This window comes from Tychonema sp. LEGE 07196 (genome assembly GCF_963890365.1).
Classification (GTDB): domain Bacteria; phylum Cyanobacteriota; class Cyanobacteriia; order Cyanobacteriales; family Microcoleaceae; genus Microcoleus.
In genome coordinates this window covers 49,551-70,034 of record NZ_CAWPRX010000017.1, presented here as the reverse complement: position 1 = coordinate 70,034, position 20,484 = coordinate 49,551, and the positions used below count along the sequence as shown (strand labels likewise).

17 protein-coding genes are annotated in these 20,484 nt (G+C 45.2%); 12 read left to right on the top strand and 5 right to left on the bottom strand.

Annotated elements, in window-relative coordinates; translation table 11 throughout:
- Positions 1 to 227 precede the first annotated feature (227 nt).
- Both AACV78_RS02470 and AACV78_RS02465 read left to right on the top strand, forming a co-directional pair.
- The gene (locus tag AACV78_RS02470) at positions 228 to 1,070 is read left to right on the top strand and encodes a photosystem II manganese-stabilizing polypeptide (protein WP_194008047.1); all 843 of its coding nucleotides are present in this window, start codon (positions 228 to 230) and stop codon (positions 1,068 to 1,070) included.
- Positions 1,071 to 1,511: 441 nt separating this feature from the next.
- Entirely contained in the window at positions 1,512 to 2,285 is a 774-nt protein-coding gene (locus AACV78_RS02465) for an RNA polymerase sigma factor SigF (RefSeq protein WP_194008048.1), read from the top strand.
- A gap of 552 nt (positions 2,286 to 2,837) precedes the next feature.
- Here AACV78_RS02465 and AACV78_RS02460 read toward each other — a convergent pair.
- Entirely contained in the window at positions 2,838 to 4,004 is a 1,167-nt protein-coding gene (locus AACV78_RS02460; RefSeq protein WP_228042052.1) for a pyridoxal phosphate-dependent aminotransferase, read from the bottom strand.
- A 403-nt stretch (positions 4,005 to 4,407) separates the two neighbouring features.
- Here AACV78_RS02460 and AACV78_RS02455 point away from each other — a divergent pair, with 403 nt between their 5' ends.
- The 8 genes from AACV78_RS02455 (at position 4,408) to AACV78_RS02420 (ending at position 13,661) form a co-directional block, all read left to right on the top strand.
- Complete coding sequence (locus AACV78_RS02455; RefSeq protein WP_194008049.1) at positions 4,408 to 4,920, top strand: adenine phosphoribosyltransferase; 513 nt, start codon at positions 4,408 to 4,410, stop codon at positions 4,918 to 4,920.
- Between the two features lie 196 nt (positions 4,921 to 5,116).
- A complete protein-coding gene (locus tag AACV78_RS02450; RefSeq protein ID WP_194008050.1) occupies positions 5,117 to 6,157 on the top strand; it encodes an ABC transporter permease in 1,041 nt (346 codons plus the stop codon).
- A gap of 632 nt (positions 6,158 to 6,789) precedes the next feature.
- On the top strand, positions 6,790 to 8,952 hold the full coding sequence (locus AACV78_RS02445) for a DUF4394 domain-containing protein (RefSeq protein ID WP_194008051.1): 2,163 nt from the start codon (positions 6,790 to 6,792) through the stop codon (positions 8,950 to 8,952).
- 248 nt (positions 8,953 to 9,200) lie between these two features.
- Complete coding sequence (locus AACV78_RS02440) at positions 9,201 to 9,488, top strand: hypothetical protein (RefSeq protein WP_194008052.1); 288 nt, start codon at positions 9,201 to 9,203, stop codon at positions 9,486 to 9,488.
- Between the two features lie 257 nt (positions 9,489 to 9,745).
- Entirely contained in the window at positions 9,746 to 10,990 is a 1,245-nt protein-coding gene (nrdJ, locus tag AACV78_RS02435) for a ribonucleoside-triphosphate reductase, adenosylcobalamin-dependent (RefSeq protein ID WP_228042051.1), read from the top strand.
- Between the two features lie 277 nt (positions 10,991 to 11,267).
- Positions 11,268 to 12,308 carry a ribonucleoside-triphosphate reductase, adenosylcobalamin-dependent gene (nrdJ, locus tag AACV78_RS02430; RefSeq protein WP_370528816.1) on the top strand — a complete coding sequence of 347 codons (1,041 nt, stop codon included), beginning with the start codon at positions 11,268 to 11,270 and terminating at the stop codon, positions 12,306 to 12,308.
- Between the two features lie 458 nt (positions 12,309 to 12,766).
- Positions 12,767 to 13,249, top strand: coding sequence for a hypothetical protein (locus tag AACV78_RS02425; protein ID WP_194008053.1), 483 nt, complete (start codon positions 12,767 to 12,769; stop codon positions 13,247 to 13,249).
- Positions 13,250 to 13,253: 4 nt separating this feature from the next.
- Positions 13,254 to 13,661, top strand: a complete 408-nt coding sequence (locus tag AACV78_RS02420; protein WP_194008054.1) for a hypothetical protein — start codon at positions 13,254 to 13,256, stop codon at positions 13,659 to 13,661.
- A gap of 243 nt (positions 13,662 to 13,904) precedes the next feature.
- Here the strand turns inward: AACV78_RS02420 and AACV78_RS02415 are convergent, their stop codons facing one another.
- Positions 13,905 to 15,191 (bottom strand): Glu/Leu/Phe/Val family dehydrogenase, encoded by a 1,287-nt coding sequence (locus tag AACV78_RS02415; protein WP_194008055.1) that lies wholly within the window; start codon positions 15,189 to 15,191, stop codon positions 13,905 to 13,907.
- 386 nt (positions 15,192 to 15,577) lie between these two features.
- Between AACV78_RS02415 and AACV78_RS02410 the strand changes: the two genes are divergently transcribed.
- On the top strand, positions 15,578 to 16,189 hold the full coding sequence (locus AACV78_RS02410; protein ID WP_194008056.1) for a DUF4126 domain-containing protein: 612 nt from the start codon (positions 15,578 to 15,580) through the stop codon (positions 16,187 to 16,189).
- 419 nt (positions 16,190 to 16,608) lie between these two features.
- Here AACV78_RS02410 and hemH read toward each other — a convergent pair whose 3' ends face one another.
- Positions 16,609 to 17,772 carry a ferrochelatase gene (hemH, locus tag AACV78_RS02405; protein WP_194008057.1) on the bottom strand — a complete coding sequence of 388 codons (1,164 nt, stop codon included), beginning with the start codon at positions 17,770 to 17,772 and terminating at the stop codon, positions 16,609 to 16,611.
- 100 nt (positions 17,773 to 17,872) lie between these two features.
- On the opposite strand from hemH, the gene AACV78_RS02400 reads away from it, so the two are divergent.
- Positions 17,873 to 18,514 carry a methyltransferase domain-containing protein gene (locus tag AACV78_RS02400; RefSeq protein WP_194008058.1) on the top strand — a complete coding sequence of 214 codons (642 nt, stop codon included), beginning with the start codon at positions 17,873 to 17,875 and terminating at the stop codon, positions 18,512 to 18,514.
- Positions 18,515 to 18,839: 325 nt separating this feature from the next.
- On the opposite strand, the gene AACV78_RS02395 is transcribed toward AACV78_RS02400, so the two are convergent.
- Together AACV78_RS02395 and AACV78_RS02390 are read right to left on the bottom strand one after the other, a co-directional pair.
- Positions 18,840 to 19,958 (bottom strand): hypothetical protein, encoded by a 1,119-nt coding sequence (locus AACV78_RS02395; RefSeq protein ID WP_194008059.1) that lies wholly within the window; start codon positions 19,956 to 19,958, stop codon positions 18,840 to 18,842.
- A gap of 166 nt (positions 19,959 to 20,124) precedes the next feature.
- Complete coding sequence (locus AACV78_RS02390) at positions 20,125 to 20,286, bottom strand: hypothetical protein (RefSeq protein ID WP_194008060.1); 162 nt, start codon at positions 20,284 to 20,286, stop codon at positions 20,125 to 20,127.
- Positions 20,287 to 20,484: the final 198 nt, after the last annotated feature.

Here is a 20,484-nt window from a genome sequence, read left to right as displayed (position 1 = left end):
AAGAGCACCACCCGTCGTACCATGTGTATTGGGCGACGATCCGAAAAATTTGAGAAATTCTAAGTCAAGGCTTAATTTCACCGCAGTAGCTAGCTCGACTGTTTGAGTCAAACTCGGTGATGGCTTTCGGATGGTTGCACGGGCCAGGCCTGCCCGCGAGCAATTGTATTTTGCTCGAAATAGGGCTTTTTCTTAATATAATCCGATGTTGGAGATTGAGGTTGGCAATGAAATATCGTGCTTTAATTGTTGCACTTTTAGCATTTTGCATGAGTGCGCTGGTTGCTTGTTCTTCGGCTCCTGATACAACGGTGGCGACTACCGAGTTACTCACCTACGACCAGATCAAAGGTACTGGATTGGCAAATAACTGCCCTAGTTTGGCAGAAACTTCTCGCGGATCTATCCCTATTGAAGCGGGCGCAACCTATAAACTGACTGGTATGTGTTTGCAGCCCACAACTTATTTTGTGAAGGAAGAACCAGCAAACAAACGCCAAGAGGCAGAATTTGTGCCTGGTAAAGTGCTGACTCGGTTCACGTCGAGCATTGACCAAGTTCAAGGTACGCTAGAGGTTGGTAAGGATGGGACTCTGACTTTTACAGAAGAAGATGGCTTGGACTTTCAAGCAATTACGATTCTGTTACCGGGCGGAGAGCAAGTACCTTTCTTGTTCACTATTAAAGAACTGGTAGCCAGTTCCGAGCCAGGAGTGGTTGCTATCAATACTTCCACCGATTTGCGAGGAAATTTTAACGTTCCTTCTTACCGCAGCGGTACCTTTTTAGACCCTAAAGCTCGCGGGGTAGCCTCTGGTTACGACCATGCTGTAGCGCTTCCGGCTACTGACAACTCCAAACTCAAACGCTCTAATGTGAAGTTGGCTGACACCAACACAAAGGCGGGCAAAATTTCTCTCCAAGTTGCAAAAGTCAACAGTGCCACTGGCGAAATAGGCGGGATTTTTGAAAGCTTGCAGACTTCTGATACTGATTTGGGAGCTAGACCTGCTTTGGATGTGAAAATTCGCGGTTTATTTTACGCTCGCATCGAGCCTTCTGTTTCGTAAAATTGGCTTTTTGGATCGATCCTCTGCGAGGGCTTCGCCAACGAACTAGAGCAGTTTTTTGGCCTCAAGCTACTGCTCGCTCTTCATTAGCCAACAGTCTTTAGCAAGATCGCTGAAGACTGTTGACTAATGAATAAATTTATGATTAAACTATGATTGAGTTGCAATTTATTAAGAGACGATTTTTAATTATTTAAAGTATTGCTTTTAAACCGTTTTCAGCTTATAATGCGGTGTGAAAAAATTCCCGTTAAATTTGAATTCCTACCTTGGGATAATCAGTTCAAATCCCTGCGCCTTCCCAAAATCAAACTCGCGTGTTCGCTGTCACAACGATTAAGTGCTAGGATTACACCACCTATAAATATTTTTTGTTAAGCTAGATTGGAAACTAGATATAAAGCAACATCAGTCCTCTGCTCTACCAACCCTTATGCCGCCATGTCTACCACAGCCCCGAACGAGCTAAAAAACGAAAATTTGCAATTGTTGCGCGAGTACCAAGATTCTGGCTCGAATGAAGTCCGCAATCAGTTAGTTCAACTGAATATTGGACTGGTGAGAAAAGAAGTTTACCACTGGCTAAACCAGTGCGGTGAAAGCTACGACGATTTACAGCAAGTCGGGTGTATAGGGTTGATTAGGGCGATCGAGCGATTCGATCTGTCGAGGGGACACGCTTTTAGTTCCTTTGCAATTCCCTACATTCGGGGCGAAATTCAACACTACTTGCGAGACAAAAGCCCTTCGGTGCGATTTCCCCGCCACTGGCAGTCCCTGGAACGCAAGTCTGTCGCAGCAATCAAGAATTTGCAGGTGCAGTTCAACCGCAAACCTACGGATGCAGAAGTAGCCGCAGTGCTTGAGGTTTCTGTTGAAGAATGGCGAGAAATTAAGTTAGCCCACCTCAACCGATCGCCTCTGAGTTTGGACGCGCCGATGCAGGATGAAGATGAGGGTGCAACAAGTCTGGGCGAATTGATGCCCGATAGCAAGTATCGGAGTTTTCAGTTGGCCCAAGAGGATCGAATTCGCGTACAGCAAGCTTTGGCGATGTTGGAACAACGGACTCGCGAGATATTGGAGTTTGTTTTTCTCTACGATTTGACTCAGAAGGAAACCGCCGAACGCTTGGGTATCAGTGCGGTAACAGTTTCTCGGCGAGTTAAGAAAGGACTCGATTTGCTCAAGGAAATTATGACGAAGCAGCTTTAGTCAGTAGTCAGTAGTCAGTAGTCAGTAGTTATTGGTTATTGGTTATTGGTTATTGGTTATTGGTTATTGGTTACTTGCTACGAATTCCCAATTTCCAATTCTCAATTCCCAATAACAAGTAACAACTAACAACTAACAGCTAACAGCTAACAGTCAACAGCTAACAGTCAACAGTCAACAGTCAACAGTAGTCAGTAGTCATTAGTTATTGGTTATTGGTTATTGGTTATTAGTTACTTGCTACGAATTCCCAATTTCCAATTCTCAATTCCCAATAACAACTAACAAATAACAACTAACAGCTAACAGCTAACAGTCAACAGCTAACAGTCAACAGTAGTCAGTAGTCATTAGTTATTGGTTATTGGTTATTGGTTATTGGTTATTGGTTATTGGTTACTTGCTACGAATTCCCAATTTTCAATTCTCAATTCCCAATAACAACTAACAAATAACAACTAACAACTAACAAATAACAACTAACAAATAACAGCTAACAGTCAACAGTCATTAGTAGCAAATGACTAATGACTGAGGACTAATGACTAATTTTTAGATGCTTCCGACAAATTTATCGAGCCTTTCTACAGCTTTTTTAATTGTGTCTAAATCGGTGGCGTAAGATAAACGAATGTGGTCGTCTGCACCAAATGCAATCCCAGGAATAACTGCTACTTGTTGCTGTTCTAGGAAAGCGTCGGAAAATTCTAGAGAAGTCATTCCCGTTTTGCTGATGTTGACAAACATATAGAAAGCACCGTCTGGTTTGATGCAGCTAATTCCGGGGATGGCATCGAGCAATTCAAATATTACTTTACGCCGATCGGCAAAAGCTAGTCGCATTTTTTCGACAGAATCTTGGCTGCTTTCCAATGCTGCGATCGCGCCGTACTGTGCAAAGGTACACACGTTTGAGGTACTGTGACCTTGAATGGTACCCGCGGCCTTGATTAGTTCGACTGGCCCGGCTAAATAGCCAATGCGCCAGCCTGTCATCGAGTAACCTTTGGCAAAACCGCTGCTAACGATCGTGCGATCGAAGATTTCTTTACCCACGGAACCGATGCTGACGTGTTGAGCGCCGTCATATATAATTTTTTCGTAAATCTCGTCAGAAACGACTAAAATATCTCGATCGACTATCACCTCGGCCAAGGCTTTGATTTCCGCTGGAGAGTACACCATTCCCGTCGGGTTACAAGGCGAATTCAGCACAAATAACTTGGTTTTAGGAGTAATCGCTCGGTTGAGTTGTTCCGGTGTAATTTTATATGCTGTCGAAGCATCTGTCGGTACAATTACGGGTGTGCCGCTGGCGAGTTTGACCATTTCTGGATAACTCACCCAGTAGGGAGCCGGAATAATTACTTCGTCTCCAAACTCAATCAGAGCCATCATCAGATTGTAGAGGGAATGCTTGCCGCCGTTGGTGACAATGATATTTTCCGGTTGATAGTTGAGATTGTTGTCCTCGCGGAGTTTGCGGGCGATCGCAGCCTTTAACAGCGGTTCTCCAGCCACTGGGCCGTACTTAGTCTTCCCCGCGTCCAGAGCTTGCTTAGCCGCTGTTTTAATGTGTTCTGGCGTATCAAAGTCTGGTTCTCCCGCACTCAAACTACAGACATCTATTCCTGCGGCCTTCATGGCTTTCGCCTTAGCTGCGATCGCCAAGGTTATCGAAGGAAGAACCTCACCCACTCGTGCTGTCAACTCGATCATTGGATTTTAGATACTATATTTTTGACTTTAGATCATAGGTTGACAAATCTTGATATTCAACCCTGGTGTTAGGGAATTATGACATTTGTTTACATAGTACGCAAAGGATTAAACAATTTACAAATAAAAATTAAAGAAGTTCTCAGCAAAAATTTAGACCTTAGTTTAAGGCCCAGATTGCATCTGTGGAGTAAATCTCAAATTTTAAATCGACTCACCTCACCTGCATAGGGAGAGAAGCCCCGGAGAGGTTCGCCGGCAGTCCCAAAATTTAGACCCCGAAAATTGAGATTTTAGTGTGAATCTCAAATCTCAAATTTAAAATCTCAAATCTCAAATCGATTGGCGCTATGATTGTACCATTTTTGATTCCTCGTTACCTTCAACACCGACCTGCAAGCTTATGGATCTCAAATCTCTGATTCGCGACATTCCTGATTTCCCCAAGCCGGGAATAATGTTTAGAGACATTACAACTTTGCTGTCCAACCCGCAAGGCCTCAGCTACACCATTGACAGCTTAGCCGAAAAATGCTCTGCAATGTCTGCTGACTATGTGGTGGGTATGGAATCGCGGGGCTTCATCTTTGGCGCGCCCTTGGCTTATAAAATGGGAATAGGCTTTATTCCTGTCCGCAAGCCGGGGAAACTGCCAGGAGAAGTTTATTCTGCTGAGTACGAGTTGGAGTACGGTGTCGATCGACTGGAGATGCACCGAAACGCCATGAAATCCGGCAGCCGGGTGCTGGTTGTGGACGATTTAATCGCCACTGGCGGAACGGCGTTAGCAACGGCTCAGTTGTTGCAGCAAGCAAGCTGCGAGCTTATCGGTTTTGCTTTTGTCATTGAATTGCAGGCTTTGGGCGGCAGGCAGAAATTGCCTGATGTGCCAATTGTTACCTTAGTTGAGTATTAGTCAGTTAACTGTTAACTGTTGACTGTTGACTGTTGACTGTTGACCAATAATATCCTTGACCTTTGCATCGGAATCATTCATCTCTCTCTTTTCTTTCTCTGCGATCTCTGCGATCTCTGCGGTTAAATCATTCCGATGCAACTGGAATTAATATCATTCACAAATCTAAAATCTAAAATCTAAAATCTAAAATCCTATGACTTCTATTAAATCTAATCGAAAGTTGCGAATGTTGAATTCTGTGTTGGGTAGCGAGACATTTACTTATGTAGTCAAGCGACTGTTGCAGGCACTTTTAACCTTATTTTTAGCATCGGCTCTTTGTTTTGCAATTATTGAGTTGGCACCAGGAAATTACTTAGATACTTTGAGCCAAAATCCCAAGATTTCGCCGGAGACACTCAAGCAACTCGAACAGCAGTTCGGCTTGGATAAACCAGCGATTGTGCAGTATTGGCTGTGGTTGCAACAAATTGTGACGCGGGGGAATTTTGGCACAAGTTTTGTGTATCAGCGATCCGTAGCGTCGCTGCTGTGGGAACGGGTGCCGGCGACGCTGTTGATGGCGATCGCCTCTTTGATTGTAACTTGGGCGATCGCGCTTCCTTTGGGAATAGTCGCCGCCGTCAATCAAAACCGCACAGTCGATCGAGTTTTGCAAGTAGTCAGCTACACCGGCCAGGGATTTCCCAGCTTTATCACAGCCTTGCTGCTGCTATTTTTTGCTCAAAATACTTCCCCTCTTTTCCCCGTCGGAGGAATGACCAGCATCGACCATGCAGACTTACCTTGGTGGGGTCAAATCCTCGATTACTGCTGGCACTTAATTTTGCCAACAGTCGCCCTCAGCGTTACTGGTTTTGCAGGCTTACAAAGATTGATGCGCGGACAATTATTGGACGTACTGCGTCAAGATTACATCCGCACCGCAAAGGCCAAAGGTTTGCCCGACAATCGAGTAATTTACGTTCACGCTTTACGGAATGCGATTAATCCGTTAGTCACGCTATTGGGTTTTGAGTTTGCTAGTTTGTTAAGCGGTGCATTTATTGCTGAATTTTTCTTTAATTGGCCTGGTTTGGGAAAACTGACGTTGGAAGCCGTGACAAATCAAGATTTGTACTTAGTCATGGCAAGTTTGATGATGGGCGCGACCATGTTGATTGTTGGTAATTTGTTGGCGGATTTACTACTCAAAGCAGTTGACCCTAGAATTAAACTGGAAAATCTTAAATAGTCAACTAAATCAGACAAGATTACACTCATTTTCAAATTCTATTGAAGTCCATATGCGTCGTTCTGTGTTTGTCTGCATGACATCTGCGGTTTATGTATTGTAGATTTATGTCATGTTTTTTATTGATAAGAAAACTGCAGATTGAGGAAGAAAAACACAGATTTACGCAGATGTAATGCAGTTGGTAGCAGATGCCTTTGAAGATAGGAGAGCTACTTGGCAATCCGATCTGGCAATTGCTAAACCGCGTATCTCATTTAATTGAGAAATTGTCTAGCATGGATCGGGTAAATTTAGTCGTGAATTATCAGTATTTACGAATATTTTTTTGCGCTCTGTCAAAGCCCGATCGCGCAAATCCACAAGCAGTATGACCGGGGATTTAGTTATAGATGAGATGGTATTGAAAAGTAATCGAGCGAGGTACAGATCCAAAATTATGAATTCATCGTATATTACTAATAGACATCTCCAATAATTCTTGTGGTGCAGGCATCCAGCCTGCCCAAAATTTGATTGGAGATGTCTAGAGTGGGACAAACATTCTGACAGTGCGAATTCGTGATATGTTGAACTGAGAAAGTCGCCGCTTTTAGGCAAAAGAAATATCAAAATTAGAGGGTGATTACAGCATGGCAGAAATTAGAGGTACCTCACAAGCAGAATTGCTAGCCGGAACTCCAGAAGATGACCTAATTTTTGGTTTGGCGGGCAATGACACCATCGCGGCAAACTCGGGAAATGACAGCATTTTTGGAGGAAAACAAAGCGATTCCATTGATGGGGGTTCGGGTCAAGATTCGATTTTTGGAGATTTAGATAACGATACTATTAACGGCGGTGAAGGTAGCGATTTTTTAGTGGGCGGAAAAGGTAGCGATTTCATCTCAGGAAACTCCGGCAATGATATTTTGTCGGGCGATCGCGGTACTGATATCCTAAGCGGCGGCGAGGGGGCAGACGTATTTGTTTTGAGGCGCTACGCTGATGCCGATCCTTTTCGTACCAGCGGCGGTGTAAGTTTGGGCGATGCTGACGCGATCGCAGATTTTGCACCAGGTACAGATTTAATCGGTTTGGGAGAAGGTGTCAGTTTTAGCGACTTGAATATTCTGGAAGCTGGAAACAATACTGTTATTCAAGACCGGGTGACAGGAGAATTTTTTGCGGTTCTCCAAGGGGTGAGACAAAGTTCGATCGGCCCGGCAAATTTTACTAATAATATTAGCAGCATTGTTCCCACTCTCCCGCCTCCACCGCGGACAACGGCTTATGCTTTAACTTCTACTAATCGGATTGTTGGTTTTAGTCTTTCCAATCCGGGAAGTGTCATCTCAGATTTGCCAGTGACTGGATTACCAGCGGGAGAAAGTTTGCTGGGAATTGATTATCGGCCGGCGAATGGCGTACTTTACGGTGTGGGTAGCAGCAATCGCTTGTATACCCTCAATCCCAGAACTGGAGAAGCAAGTCAAGTCGGTAGCGGGGAATTTCCTGTTGGTTTGACTCCGGGGGCTGCGGGTTTTGATTTCAATCCGACGGTGGATCGCATTCGGTTTGTCAATCAAGCCGGTCAAAACGCCCGCCTCAATCCGAATACGGCGGGAATTGTGGATTTTGACACGCAGGCGGGGGGACTTCAACTCGACGGGAATTTGGCTTATGCTGCGGGCGATCGCAATTTCGGAAGTTCTCCGGGGGTGGCTGGGGCTGCCTATACTAACAATTTGGCCGGGGTAACTTCGACAACTTTGTTTGCAATCGACAGCAATTTAGACGTTTTGGTGCGACAAGATCCGCCGAATAATGGAGTGTTGAATACGATCGGATCTTTGGGAGTTGATGCTACTAGCATTCTCGGCTTTGATATCAGAACTATCGGCGGCCGCGATGTGGCGGTGGCTGCGCTGGAAGTTGGGGGTGTTTCCGGTTTGTACAATATCAATTTGACAACCGGTCAAGCTTCCTTCGCGGGTCAAATTGCCGACGGAAGACAGATTAACGGTTTGGCTTTGCCTTTGCCTACAGCTTACGCCTTGACTGTCAGAAATGGCGCTGAAGCAATTGTCGGTTTTAACGAGGCGGCACCGCAGGCAATTCTGGGCGAAGCGACAGTTACGGGTTTGCAGCCTGGAGAAAGTTTGCTGGGAATTGATTTTCGCCCCGCTAACGGCCAACTTTACGGTGTGGGTTCTAGCAATCGCTTGTACGCGATCGATCCGGTGACTGGGGCTGCAAGTCAAGTCGGGACTGGGCAATTTCCTGTTGGTTTGACTCCGGGGGCTGCGGGTTTTGATTTCAATCCCACAGTCGATCGCATTCGGTTTGTCAATCAAGCCGGTCAAAATGCCCGCCTCAACCCAGATACGGGGGCAGTTGTGGATACTGACACGCTGACGGGGGGAATTCAACTCGACGGGAATTTGGCTTATGCTGCGGGCGATCGCAATTTTGGAAATTCTCCGGCGGTGGCGGCTGCTGCCTATACTAACAATTTGCCTGGGGTAAATTCGACAACTTTGTTTGCCATCGACAGCAACGCCGACGTTTTGGTGCGGCAAGATCCGCCGAATAATGGAGTGTTGAATACGATCGGATCTTTGGGAGTTGATGCTGGTACGGTTCTCGGCTTTGATGTCAGGAGTGTTGGCGGTAACGAGACGGCTTTGGCTGCGATCGAGGTTGGGGGAGTTTCGAGCCTGTACAATATTAATTTGACGACCGGTCGGGCTTCCATCGTCGGTCCAATTGGCGACGGGCGATCGATTAAAGGTTTGGCACTGACTTTGATTTAAATATGGGAAGGAAGAAGGAAGAAGGAAGAAGGAAGAAGGAAGAAGGAAGAAGGAAGAAGGAAGAAGAAAGAAAAATAATTAAACTTTTTTAATTTACCGATTCCCCATTTCCAATTCCCAATTCCCAATTCCCGATTCCCAATTCCCAATTCCCGATTCCCAATTCCCCATTCCCCATTCCCGATTCCCAATTCCCCATTCCCGATTCCCAATTTGAGTTAATCTATTATTTTGACAAAAAAGATAAGATGTTATCCCAAGTTTTTTACTTGCTCCGTTCTCGTGCTGACGGCAAATATCTATCCGCCAATCCCAATCCTGATTCGGCAGTTAGTTACTTGTTAATGTTTCGCGAAGACTATGACGCTTTGAGCTATCTGAACACCCATGCTGCTGATGTTGCCGATCGATTCGGAGTAGAATCTATTTCTGGGTCTCAGGTAAAAAAGTTGCTGGAACGTTGGAGCTTTAAGGGTGTGGGGATTGTTCAAGACCCGCTGTTACCAAATATTGAGTTTTTATTGACAAATAATTGACAATTGATAACTTTTGTGCTTCGCCCGGTTTCTGGCAGAAATCGGGTTTTTTGATTGAGTTTTGGGGCACTCTTAGTTTGCCGGCGCACGGATGAGCAGGAACCGGGTTTCTTTGACACTGCGTAAGTCTTGGATCTGACAAAGCCCAAAACACCCTATTTAGTGCAATTCATCCAATATATTAACGTTTAACTCTCAATCTGAATCCTATTGTATATTCGTAGTTTGTTGATATATTCCGCGTCAGTACATAAATTATGGTTCCAAAATTAGAGCGATCGAGTGCCAGCGACAAACGCAACCTGTCCGATTTCCCCGAAACAGCACCCGCAGCCAATCCAGTATTTTTCAGGACTTACAGCCGCCGTACCGAGACAGGGCGGGAGACTTGGGCAGACGTGTGCGATCGGACAGTCAAGGGCTTAGCATCGCTCGGAAACCTCACTGCTGAAGAAACAGAGCTCCTACACCGGATGCAAAAACAGCTCAAAACCCTCGCTTCCGGGCGCTGGCTGTGGGTAGGCGGCAGCAAATGGATAGAACAACCCGAAAACTTTTCCGGCGCCTATAATTGTTCCTCAACCAATATTATCGACTGGCGCGCCTTTGGCTTGTTAATGGATTTGGCAATGATGGGCTGCGGCACCGGTGCAGTTTTGGAACCCAAATATATCAACCAATTGCCGCCAATCCGCAACCGCTTAACCGTGACAGTGCAAGGCGAAATCGGCTCTACACCCGCCCAGTCGCGCCGCCAAGCAACCGAAGTAAAAATAGACGAAAAAACCGCCACTATCCATGTCGGAGATTCTCGCCAAGGTTGGGTGCAATCCTATCAAACGTTACTGGAATTATCCACAGATGAAAGATTTGCAGGCGAAGTTCAAGTTTACATAGATTTGAGCGACGTTCGCCCGGTGGGAGAGCCTTTAAAAGGTTTTGGCGGAGTCGCAAATCCGGTGAAATTGCCTGACCTTTATCAACGGTGTTCGGCAATTTTGAATAAAGCTCAAGGGCGGCAATTAAATTCAGTTGAATGCTGCGTGTTGATTGACGAAGCAGCCGTCACAATCGTCGCCGGAAATATCAGAAGAAGCGCGGGGATGCGTCAATTTGAATCTGGTGATGAACTGGGGGCAAATGCTAAAAACAATTTGTGGCAACAAGATGAAACTGGCAACTGGAGAATAGATCCAGAACGCGATGCCCTTCGGATGGCCAACCATACGCGAGTTTTCCATAGCAAACCTACACTAGAAGAATGTATTGATGCTGTCCGCAAACAGTATTACAGCGGCGAAGGTGCGATTCAATGGGCCGGTGAAGCTGTAGCTCGATCTAACGTTGATTTACTTTCAACACGGAGTCTTAAACTTGAGTTTTTGAAAGCTTACAACGAAGGAAAAGCTAAAGATTGGTTGCAGAAACGCTATCCTGACATGACTGCGGAAGAATTAGAGCATCGATCAGTTCGTTCGGGCTTAAACCCGTGTGGTAAGTAATTTTGCCTCACGTTAAAAACCTCGCAAATTCGGAGAAGACTGAGATGTTGACTCCGAGGTAAGTAAGGGAATTAAAAAGCCTTTACCACCGTAGAGCGTACCGGGTGAACCTTCTTGATAGAAGAACATAATCCTGGCAAGAGTGCGGGGCATTTATAACTAAAGTAAATGAAAAAGTACGCCGAGCTACAGGGAAAATAGAATCTGTAGAACTAGAGGATAAAAAGCCTTTAGGATAACAAAACTGGAAATCATTGGATCTAACTTCCACTGTAACTTGGGGGAGGTTCACCTCAATCAAATCGACCCTTACAATTTTAAAGAACAGGAGGAAGCTTTCAGGGCCGCAGGTTTATCTGTCGCCGTACTTCTCAATCATAAATTTAGCGAACCCCGCTATCAATACAGCCGCGAATTAGACCCGATTGTCGGCGTATCTTTCACGGGATTGTTCGATTTCTTCGTTCATGCTTTTGGCGTTGAGTGGCTGCGCTGGTGGGTGGAAGGCCGCCCGCAAACTGACCGGGGTATGGCGTTTAAACAGCGGGAAGAAGAGTATTTGACTGGTTGGCGGGAGATTGTCGATCGGGTAGTATGGGATTATTGCGATCGCCATTCCTTGAAACGCCCCAATCGCTGCACAACCGTCCAACCATCCGGTACAAAATCTCTGCTCACAGGCGCTTCCCCCGGCTGGCATCCGCCGAAAGCCCAGCGTTTTATTCGCCGGATCACTTTCGGCAAAAACGACCCCGTAGCCCTCGCCTGCATCGACTACGGATACAACGTGATTCCGTCTCAATCTGACAAAGATGAAAACGGCAATTTACTCAACAATCCCTTCGACGAACGCTGTACAGAATGGCTGGTAGAAATACCCGTTGCCGTAAGTTGGGCAGATTTGCCCGGTGCCGACGAAATTGACATCAACAAATTCTCAGCGGCGGCACAAATGGACTTTTATATGCAGGTGCAAAAGTTCTATGTCAGACACAATACTTCGGCCACGATTGAGTTGCGGGAAAATGAAGTTGAAAGTTTGGGTACTCGAATTTACGAAGCAATTCGCGATGACGAAGGCTACATTTCCGCCGCACTTTTAGCCAGGTTTGATGCTCTAGAAACTTTCCCGCGCTTGCCCTTTGAACCGATTAACAAGGAAACTTACACCAAAATGGTGGCAGAGGCTTTATCGCGCCGCGATATTGATGTTTTCCACGAGGCTTTGAGCCGTTACGATTTGGGTGAAATGATGGATTCTGGGCCGGCGGGATGCGATTCTGATAAGTGTTTGATGCCGGAAACTAAGGCTATGTAATAGCCTTGAAGGAAATCCCCCAAACGGGGGATTTTTTTTTATGTTTTTAATTGCTTATTTAACAACAAATGAAAGAGTAATAGCTTGATTGTATAATTAAAGCTAGCCGAGATTTTATAGTTGGTAACTAATAGCAACATGATAAGAGGTGCAATTCCCGATGATATTCCCATAATTTACAAGAGCAAATACTGCTGCAAGATGCTAAGGCTCAACCTGCCATCATGATTCAAGGCGGTTCCAGGAGACCGCTAGGAGATGCTCCCAGATTGGTTGCCAACTATGGCGGTCAGCCTGAAGATTGGTATAAAATGGCTAGTAACCAAAGCGCGATTATCGAAGGAGCTGTCGTTGAAATCCATTGGTGTAGAAATGCCCGCACTCTCCTAAATGTTGAGTACAAAATCAAACGTACATACTCCAAAATAGCACCTAAAAACCAGTGAGGTTAATATACTATGAAGATTCGCTGCATTGCCAACGAAGGGGCTTATTTGCCGGAAAATTACCTAAACCCACCGTTAGACATCACCAAAGAAACTGAATTTAAACTGATAGTAGGTAAAGAGTATATTGTCTATGCTATATCCCAATGGCAAGGGAATTTATCGTACTATATTTGCGACGAACGCTATACTTATTATCCCATACACAATCGGGCCCCGTTATTTGAGATAGTAGATGCCAGATATTGTCGATATTGGCAAGTGCAATTAGCAACTAACGGTTTGTTAGAGATTGCTTTTGAGCATTGGTTTGACCTACCTTATTTTTACGATAAACTAACTGACTCAGAAGCAGAAGCTGTTTTGATTTTTGAGAAAATGAAAGAGCTCATGGACGCTGAAGCTGCAATTCCTCAACGCCAACCTTTCTCAGTTGAGGAATTGCTGGCGATGCCTCCATTGCATCCGGATCAACTAGCAAAAGTCCCTGGTTGAAATTATGTCAGAACATCAAAATGAACCTAGAGAATACGATGCAGTTAAGGGCGGTCAAAATCCACCCCCGATAGGTGCTGCTGTCTTAGGAGGAATCTCTGGCCTTAAAAGCCGCTTAGCCTCGCCCACTGTCTACGTTAGAGCCGCCGCACTCCCCGAAGCGCTGAAATATGGAGAAGCAGGCTTGGATTTGATAATTCAAGCATTGGACGATCGGATAATGTCCGTGAGATTTGCTGCCTATTTGCTGCTGAAAGATCGGGATGAGGAGAAGATAAAACAATATTTACGAAACTATAATACATCTGACTTTGATGTCATCATAGAAGATGCTTCTGGGGAAGAAAACAGCAGCGGTAACTTATTTGCTGTTTTCTTCCCCCATCTAATGCCAAAATCCCCGACTTCTTAAATAAGTCCGAGTTCTCACGAAAAATACCGAGAAGAAGTCGGGGATATAATACCCAGATGACCTACTTATTTAAAAATATCTTTCCGCTTCTGCAATAGCAAAGTTGCAGTCAAATAAACTGCTGCGTGCAGACCTAAAATTCCCCAATTCAGAGCCAAATTTTGCCATGTTGGTTCGTAGACTGCGCTTTTCTCGAATAAGTGCGGTAAGATTGTCCGATCGCACAATCTTACCGCACTTCCCTCAACCGTTCACATAATAATCCCGCGTTCCCTTCGCATTCATCGCTTCTCCGAGTCGATTCAACCCGTACACGTAAGCCGCAGTTCTCATGCAAACTGAAAATTCTTGAGATATTTTCCAAATTGCCTGAGTTTCTTCGACCATTTTGTGCTGCAAGCGCTGGTTAACTTCCTCCAGCGTCCAATAAAGCCCGCTGCGATTTTGCACCCACTCAAAATAACTAACCGTTACACCACCGGCATTGACTAAAATATCAGGAATTACCTGAATTCCCCTCGCTTCTAAAATCAAATCAGCAGCCGAATCAATCGGCCCGTTAGCTACTTCAAAAATAAACTTAGCCTTGATATCATTAACATTTGCTTCTGTTATTTGATTCTCCAAAGCTGCTGGCAGCAGCACGTCTACATCTAAGGCTAAAAGTTGCTCATTTGTTAAAAATTCGTGTTCGGCAATATTGCAAACTGAACCTTCGCAGTAAATAGCTTTGATACCTTTATTAGAGTCTTTAAACCCTCGAATACTGGGGATGTCCAGGCCTTGTTTGGCATAAATTCCCCCTTGGGAATCGCTGACTGCAACAACTTTGTAACCGGCTTGATAGAGCAATTCTGCTAATTCTGCACCCGCATTACCAAAACCTTGTACTGCTACGGTTGTATTTTGAGGATTTAGATCGAATTTTGGCAGTATAGTTTCTATCACGAAAAAAGCGCCGGTTGCTGTGGCGGTATCTCGGCCCAAACTGCCACCGATTGTCACGGGTTTTCCAGTCACCACCGCCGGACAAAGCTGTCGCTTAATAATATTGTACTGATCCATCATCCAACCCATAATCATGGGATTGGTGTAGACATCCGGTGCGGGAATATCGACATCGGGGCCGATGAAATCTGCGATCGCATCAATGTAACCCCGGCTCAACCTTTCCAATTCAAATTTAGACAATTCTTTGGGATTGACAGTAATTCCACCCTTGCCTCCTCCGAATGGTATGTTGAGAACCGCACATTTAAAAGTCATCCAAAATGCCAAGGATTGCACTTCATCGAGGGATACATTTGGATGGTAGCGCACTCCTCCTTTAGAGGGGCCTCTGGTGTTGTCGTAGCGCACCCGATAACCTTGGAAAATTCGCAGGGAACCGTCGTCCATCCGCACGGGAATCGATACAATTAAGCTGGATTTGGGATATTTGAGCCGTTCGATCGTATCTTCGGAGAGGGATACATATTTTAAGGCTTGTTCTAATCGGCGGCTGGCGTCGGTAAATAATGAGTCTGACATAAGATGAAGGAAGAAGGAAGATGAAAGATGGAAGATGGAAGGCGGGAGAAGGATTTACCCGAAAGCTTTTGGTTAGTTGGCCTATTCCATTTAATTCTTTTGGCTTAGCTGATTTTTCGATACTTTACCATTTAATCACAATCCCGGTGTAATTCAGCACAAGTATCTGTATAAGTCGCTTCTGTATGAGTGGCTTCTGCAATATTGTCGATCGACAATATCGCACTCCCAAGCAGAGATTAAGCAAATACACTTAAAATAGAGAGATATATTTAAGCTCAAGGGGTAATTTGAGTTCGATCGCTCAAATCACAGCCAGTCACTAGGGGAAGTAAATTGTGACATAGATCGAGGCTCTAGCATATGTTCTAAACTCAATTATTATTATGGTTGGACTCCTAGCCGCGTTATCTGCATCGGCGGCGGGGGGTATGAGAATTGCCCTGCCCCTGCTGTTAATTGGTTTGTTGCGGATTGACAAACTTTGGTCGGAAATACCTCTATTATCGGGGGTTCCTCCCCAAGTGGCTATTACCATCTTAGTGAGTTGGTCGCTGTTAGAGTTATTTGCTTCTAAAACTTTTGTGGGACAGCGGGTGCTGCAAGTTGTGCAGATTATTTTCAGTCCCATTGTAGGAGCAATTATGGGAATTGCGATCGCTCAGGTAAGTTCGATCAACGAAATTATTGCTCATCCTTGGATGCTGTGGATTATTGGTATTGTCGGAGGTTTGTTGGCTTTAGTGCTGCAACTGGTACAAGCAGGATGGCTTTACCGGCTGCGGGGTTTGCCGATTTGGGTAATTTTTTTGCAAGATATTCTGTGCATTTCTTTGGTTTTCTTTGCCTTTGATGCCCCGCGACAGGGAGCGTTAATTGCTATGCTGCTGCTGTGGCTGGCAATTCGCAGTTCTAAAGAGTGGTATCGCTGGTATAGAAGTCAGGGAATAGCGGCCGACGGGGGAAATCCCCGCCGCCGCAAGCGCGATCCTGATTAATTAGTGATTAGTTATTGGTGATTAGTTATTGGTGATTAGTTATATCGTTTACGGTTGTTTCGGAATGATTTAACCTTACTAGGGCGCTGAGGGCGCTGAGGAAGAGAAGAGAGAGATGAATAATTCCGGTTACACCGTCGGTGATTGTTGACTGTTGACTGTTGACTGTTAAAAATCAAAAATCTCCAATCTCAAATCGGTTGACTGTTGACTGTTAAAAATCTCAAATCTCAAATCTCAAATCTCAAATCGGTTGACTGTTGACGGGCAGGTCGAAAAACTGAATAGTTGACTGTTAACTGTTGACTCGATTTTATGATTCCGATGCAACCGGAAACGAGATCGTTTGTAACAACGGTCAACGGTCAACAGTCAACTGTCAACGGTCAACAGTCAACTGTCAACTGTCAACTGTCAATTTAAAGCAAGCCGATCGAGTGTAGCGGGCCTTGACCCGTAATTAACTCGATCACTAATGCTATAAAACCAATCATTGCTACACGACCGTTCCAGACTTCCGCCCCCGTCGTCAAACCCCACTCCCATTGCTCTTGAGGGTACATTTTGACTCTCTTGGAAGGGCGTACTACATCAGAGAATTTAACGCTGGGAGATTCGATCGACTCGATGACTAAATCGGCCAAGGCCTCAATAAACACCGGATGAGTATTCAGTGCGGGCACTCGGTAGAAATTTTCAATGCCCGATTCTTCTGCTAGTTCTCGATACTCCATGTCAATTTCTTGCAGAGTCTCGATGTGTTCCGAAACAAAACTAATCGGAACTACCAACAAATCTTCGACTCCACTTTCTGCCAATTCAGTAATCGCGTCTTCGGTGTAAGGCTTGAGCCATTCCACCGGGCCAACCCGACTTTGATAGGCGAGGGTGTGTTCGTTCGATCGGTTCAAATGTTCCATAATCAGACGAGTGCAATCTTCAATCTCGCGCTGATAGGGGTCTCCAGCCTCTTCTACGTAGCTGAGGGGGACACCGTGGGCGCTGAAAAAGATGTGAACTCGATCGGGATGTGGACTGTTGTCTAATTCTTGGGCGATCAGTTCCGACATCGCCTGAATGTAACCAGGCCGTTGATACCAAGAAGGAATAGCGGTATATTCGATCTGGCTGAGGGCTGGATCTAGGCCCCACATTTCTTCTAACTGCCGGAAGCTAGAACCGCTGGTACTGATGGAAAATTGAGGATACAGCGGCAAGATTGTTAAGTGTTCGATGCGATCGCGCTTAATTTTGGCAATCGCCTCTTCGGTAAAAGGATGCCAGTAGCGCATCCCCACATATACTCGGGCATCCTGTCCCTTTTCTTGCAAGAGTTCTTGCAGCGAAGCGGCTTGTTCTTCGGTAATCCGGCGCAAAGGAGAGCCGCCCCCGATTTGGCGGTAGTTTTCCTGGGATTTCTGAAATCGCAGGGTCGAAATCAACCAGGCGAGCGGTTTCTGCATCCACGGAAACGGAATGCGAATGATTTCCGGGTCAGCAAACAAGTTGAACAGGAAAGGACGGACATCCTCGATTTGATCTGGCCCGCCCAAGTTTAATAGCAATACTCCCACACGGCCCATAGCAGTTACAGCTCTCCCATCGTCTCAGTTCTGTTACTTATTTTAACAATATAGCCTCATGATATCTTAAGTCGATAACAAGCTATACATAATTTTGACTGTGGCAACAATTTTTAGAGATTTAAGTTATCGGTATCAGTGGCTGTACGACGCGATCGCCCGTCTGGCTGCTTTGAGCGTAGGTGGCGAGGCTCGTTTTCGCCAGCTAGCCCTGCAAAATTTGACCCCTAGCGCGGAAACTAAAATTTTAGACCTTTGTTGCGGTAGCGGTCAAACTACGCAGTTTCTGGTGCAATATTCCCAGGATGTCACAGGACTTGACGCTTCGCCATTATCTCTGGAACGGGCCAGAAAAAATGTACCGTCAGCCAAGTATGTAGAAGCTTTTGCCGAATCCATGCCATTTGGCGACGATGAGTTTGACTTGGTGCACAGCAGCGTAGCGATGCACGAAATGCAGCCCCTACAGTTGAGGCAAATATTTCAAGAAGTTTACCGCGTACTCAAGCCGGGGGGTGTATTCACTTTGGTAGATTTTCATCGCCCCACAAATCCAGTATTTTGGCCGGGGTTGGCTGTATTTTTGTGGTTGTTTGAGACTGAAACCGCTTGGGAGTTAATCGAAACTGACTTGAATAGTTTGTTAGCAGAAGTTGGATTTCAACCTAACAATTCCCAAGCAACTCAACAACCAAAACTTTATGCGGGCGGCAGCATTCAAGTAATCCAAGTTGAAAAGTAGTTATTGGTTAGTAGTTATTGGTTATTGGTTAGTAGTTATTGGTTATTGGTTATTGGTTAGTAGTAACAAACGTGCCTATCACGGCAAGAAACCGGGTTTCTACTATTATTTGTTACGGCAAGATAAATATTGAAAGAAACCCGGTTTCTCAACTCGGCGCGCGTAAGTAAGAAACCGGGTTTCTACGAGTTTTCGCAACAGAAACCATAAATATTAAAAGAAACCCGGTTTCTCAAGTCAGCGCGCGTGCACCTTACTCTACTTTTCAACTAATGACTAATGACTAATGACTACTGACTACTGACTACTGACTACTGACTACTGACTAAACAAACTTTTTGGCCTCAGCCAAAGCCGCCTCAAACTTAAGCAACACATCCTTTTCTGTGTGAATAACTTTTTCTTGTTGTAGCAGCGGGCGGCCAAAGCGAAAAATGCCGTCTTGTTCTACGTGGTCAACGGGAGGAAGCGTTTCGGGATGCGGCAAAAATTTTCGGCCGATGGTGTACGGCGTGTGGTAGGAAAAACTAAAATCGGGAAACTTGTCGCTCTTGATTTCGAGATAGTAAAGCGAGTAATAATCTTTGGTTTCGCAGTACACGCATTCCCGGCATCTATTTACAAGTTTGCGATTCTGATTAAAAAACTCCCACTTGTCCCAATAGTAGTCATCTTTCATCATATCCTGGTGGTCGTCGCACAGTTCCAGATATAATTTGTCACCATCGGGAGGACGATAAAAGTAAAGCATGGCGTAGGGCATTTCAATCAGTAACTTAACTGCTTGATTTTTGCGGTGGTACCATTCCTGCTGGTGAGTTTCGTAGATTTTCTTAGATTCACTTCCTTGACTTTTGATCTGATTTTCTTTAGCCCACCGTGATGCCCAAACTGTCCAGTAAGCTAGCTGGAAGGTTGCAGAAATTTCCGCCGAACCTTGTTCTTTCCAGTCGGCAATTATTTTTTCCCAAGCTGAACTAAAAGCTATTCGGGATTGTTCGTTTTCTTCGGGGTCTTTTGTACTGACAGCAGCCGCTGTTTGACCATTAGTTTTGATCGGCGCTTTGGGCTCTTTGCGCCAGTTGTTAATGTCTGCTGGCGTGAGAGTTAAGATGAATCTTCTGTCGTGAACGGGATATTCTAAATGAATTCCAGATTTGAGGAAAGAGCGGTATTCTAAAATAGGAAGTTTGCCTTGTTCGATCCACTGCTGCCGTTCTGCTGCCGAACACTTGAGCATTGCTTCTAATTCTACCGGAGCGACGGCTAATTCACTTTTGAATGTCTCCAAAAATCTTTGTTGTTCGGCTGCGTTTATTTCTAGTACGGATACAATTCGGTTGACGATGTTATCTGTTTTGTCTTCGCAATTTTCGGGAAGTCCTAAGAAGTCGAGGAGTTTGGCTTTGAGTATGCGTCTGGAAGAGATTAGCTCGGCTAACATGAGAAGCTCCAGTAGAGTCTGAACTTGCAATCTTGAACTGGCAAGATTTGGGCAAGTCTATATATCTTAATAGATTCTCTTGAGTTGTCGGCAATTGAATTCAAATTCGATCGACTGTTACCGATATCCGCAGGAAGGCGCACTGCTGTCTGCATACCCGCAATACTTATATTTCAGCGGATTTGAGCCGAAAGGTCGATCGCCCCATCCACGATCGCCTAAGCAAAAATACCCAAAATAATGTCGCGCTGTCGATCGGGTGGCTAAACCGGCTAAAATCGATAATTGCGATCGCGCACAAACTCACACGCACAGCATTGTCTGCCAAGATGCGTTTACCCTGGTTGCAGCGTCAGTGATTGTTGACTGTTGACAGGATTTTACACTTGACTAATGATTTCTCTGCATCTGCGTGAATCGGCGTCAATCAATTGTCATCTGCGGTGATAAATTCTCTCTTTTTTAAACCGCAGATGAGGGCTGATAAACACAGATTAACGCAGATGAATTAGATTGATTTTGGTGG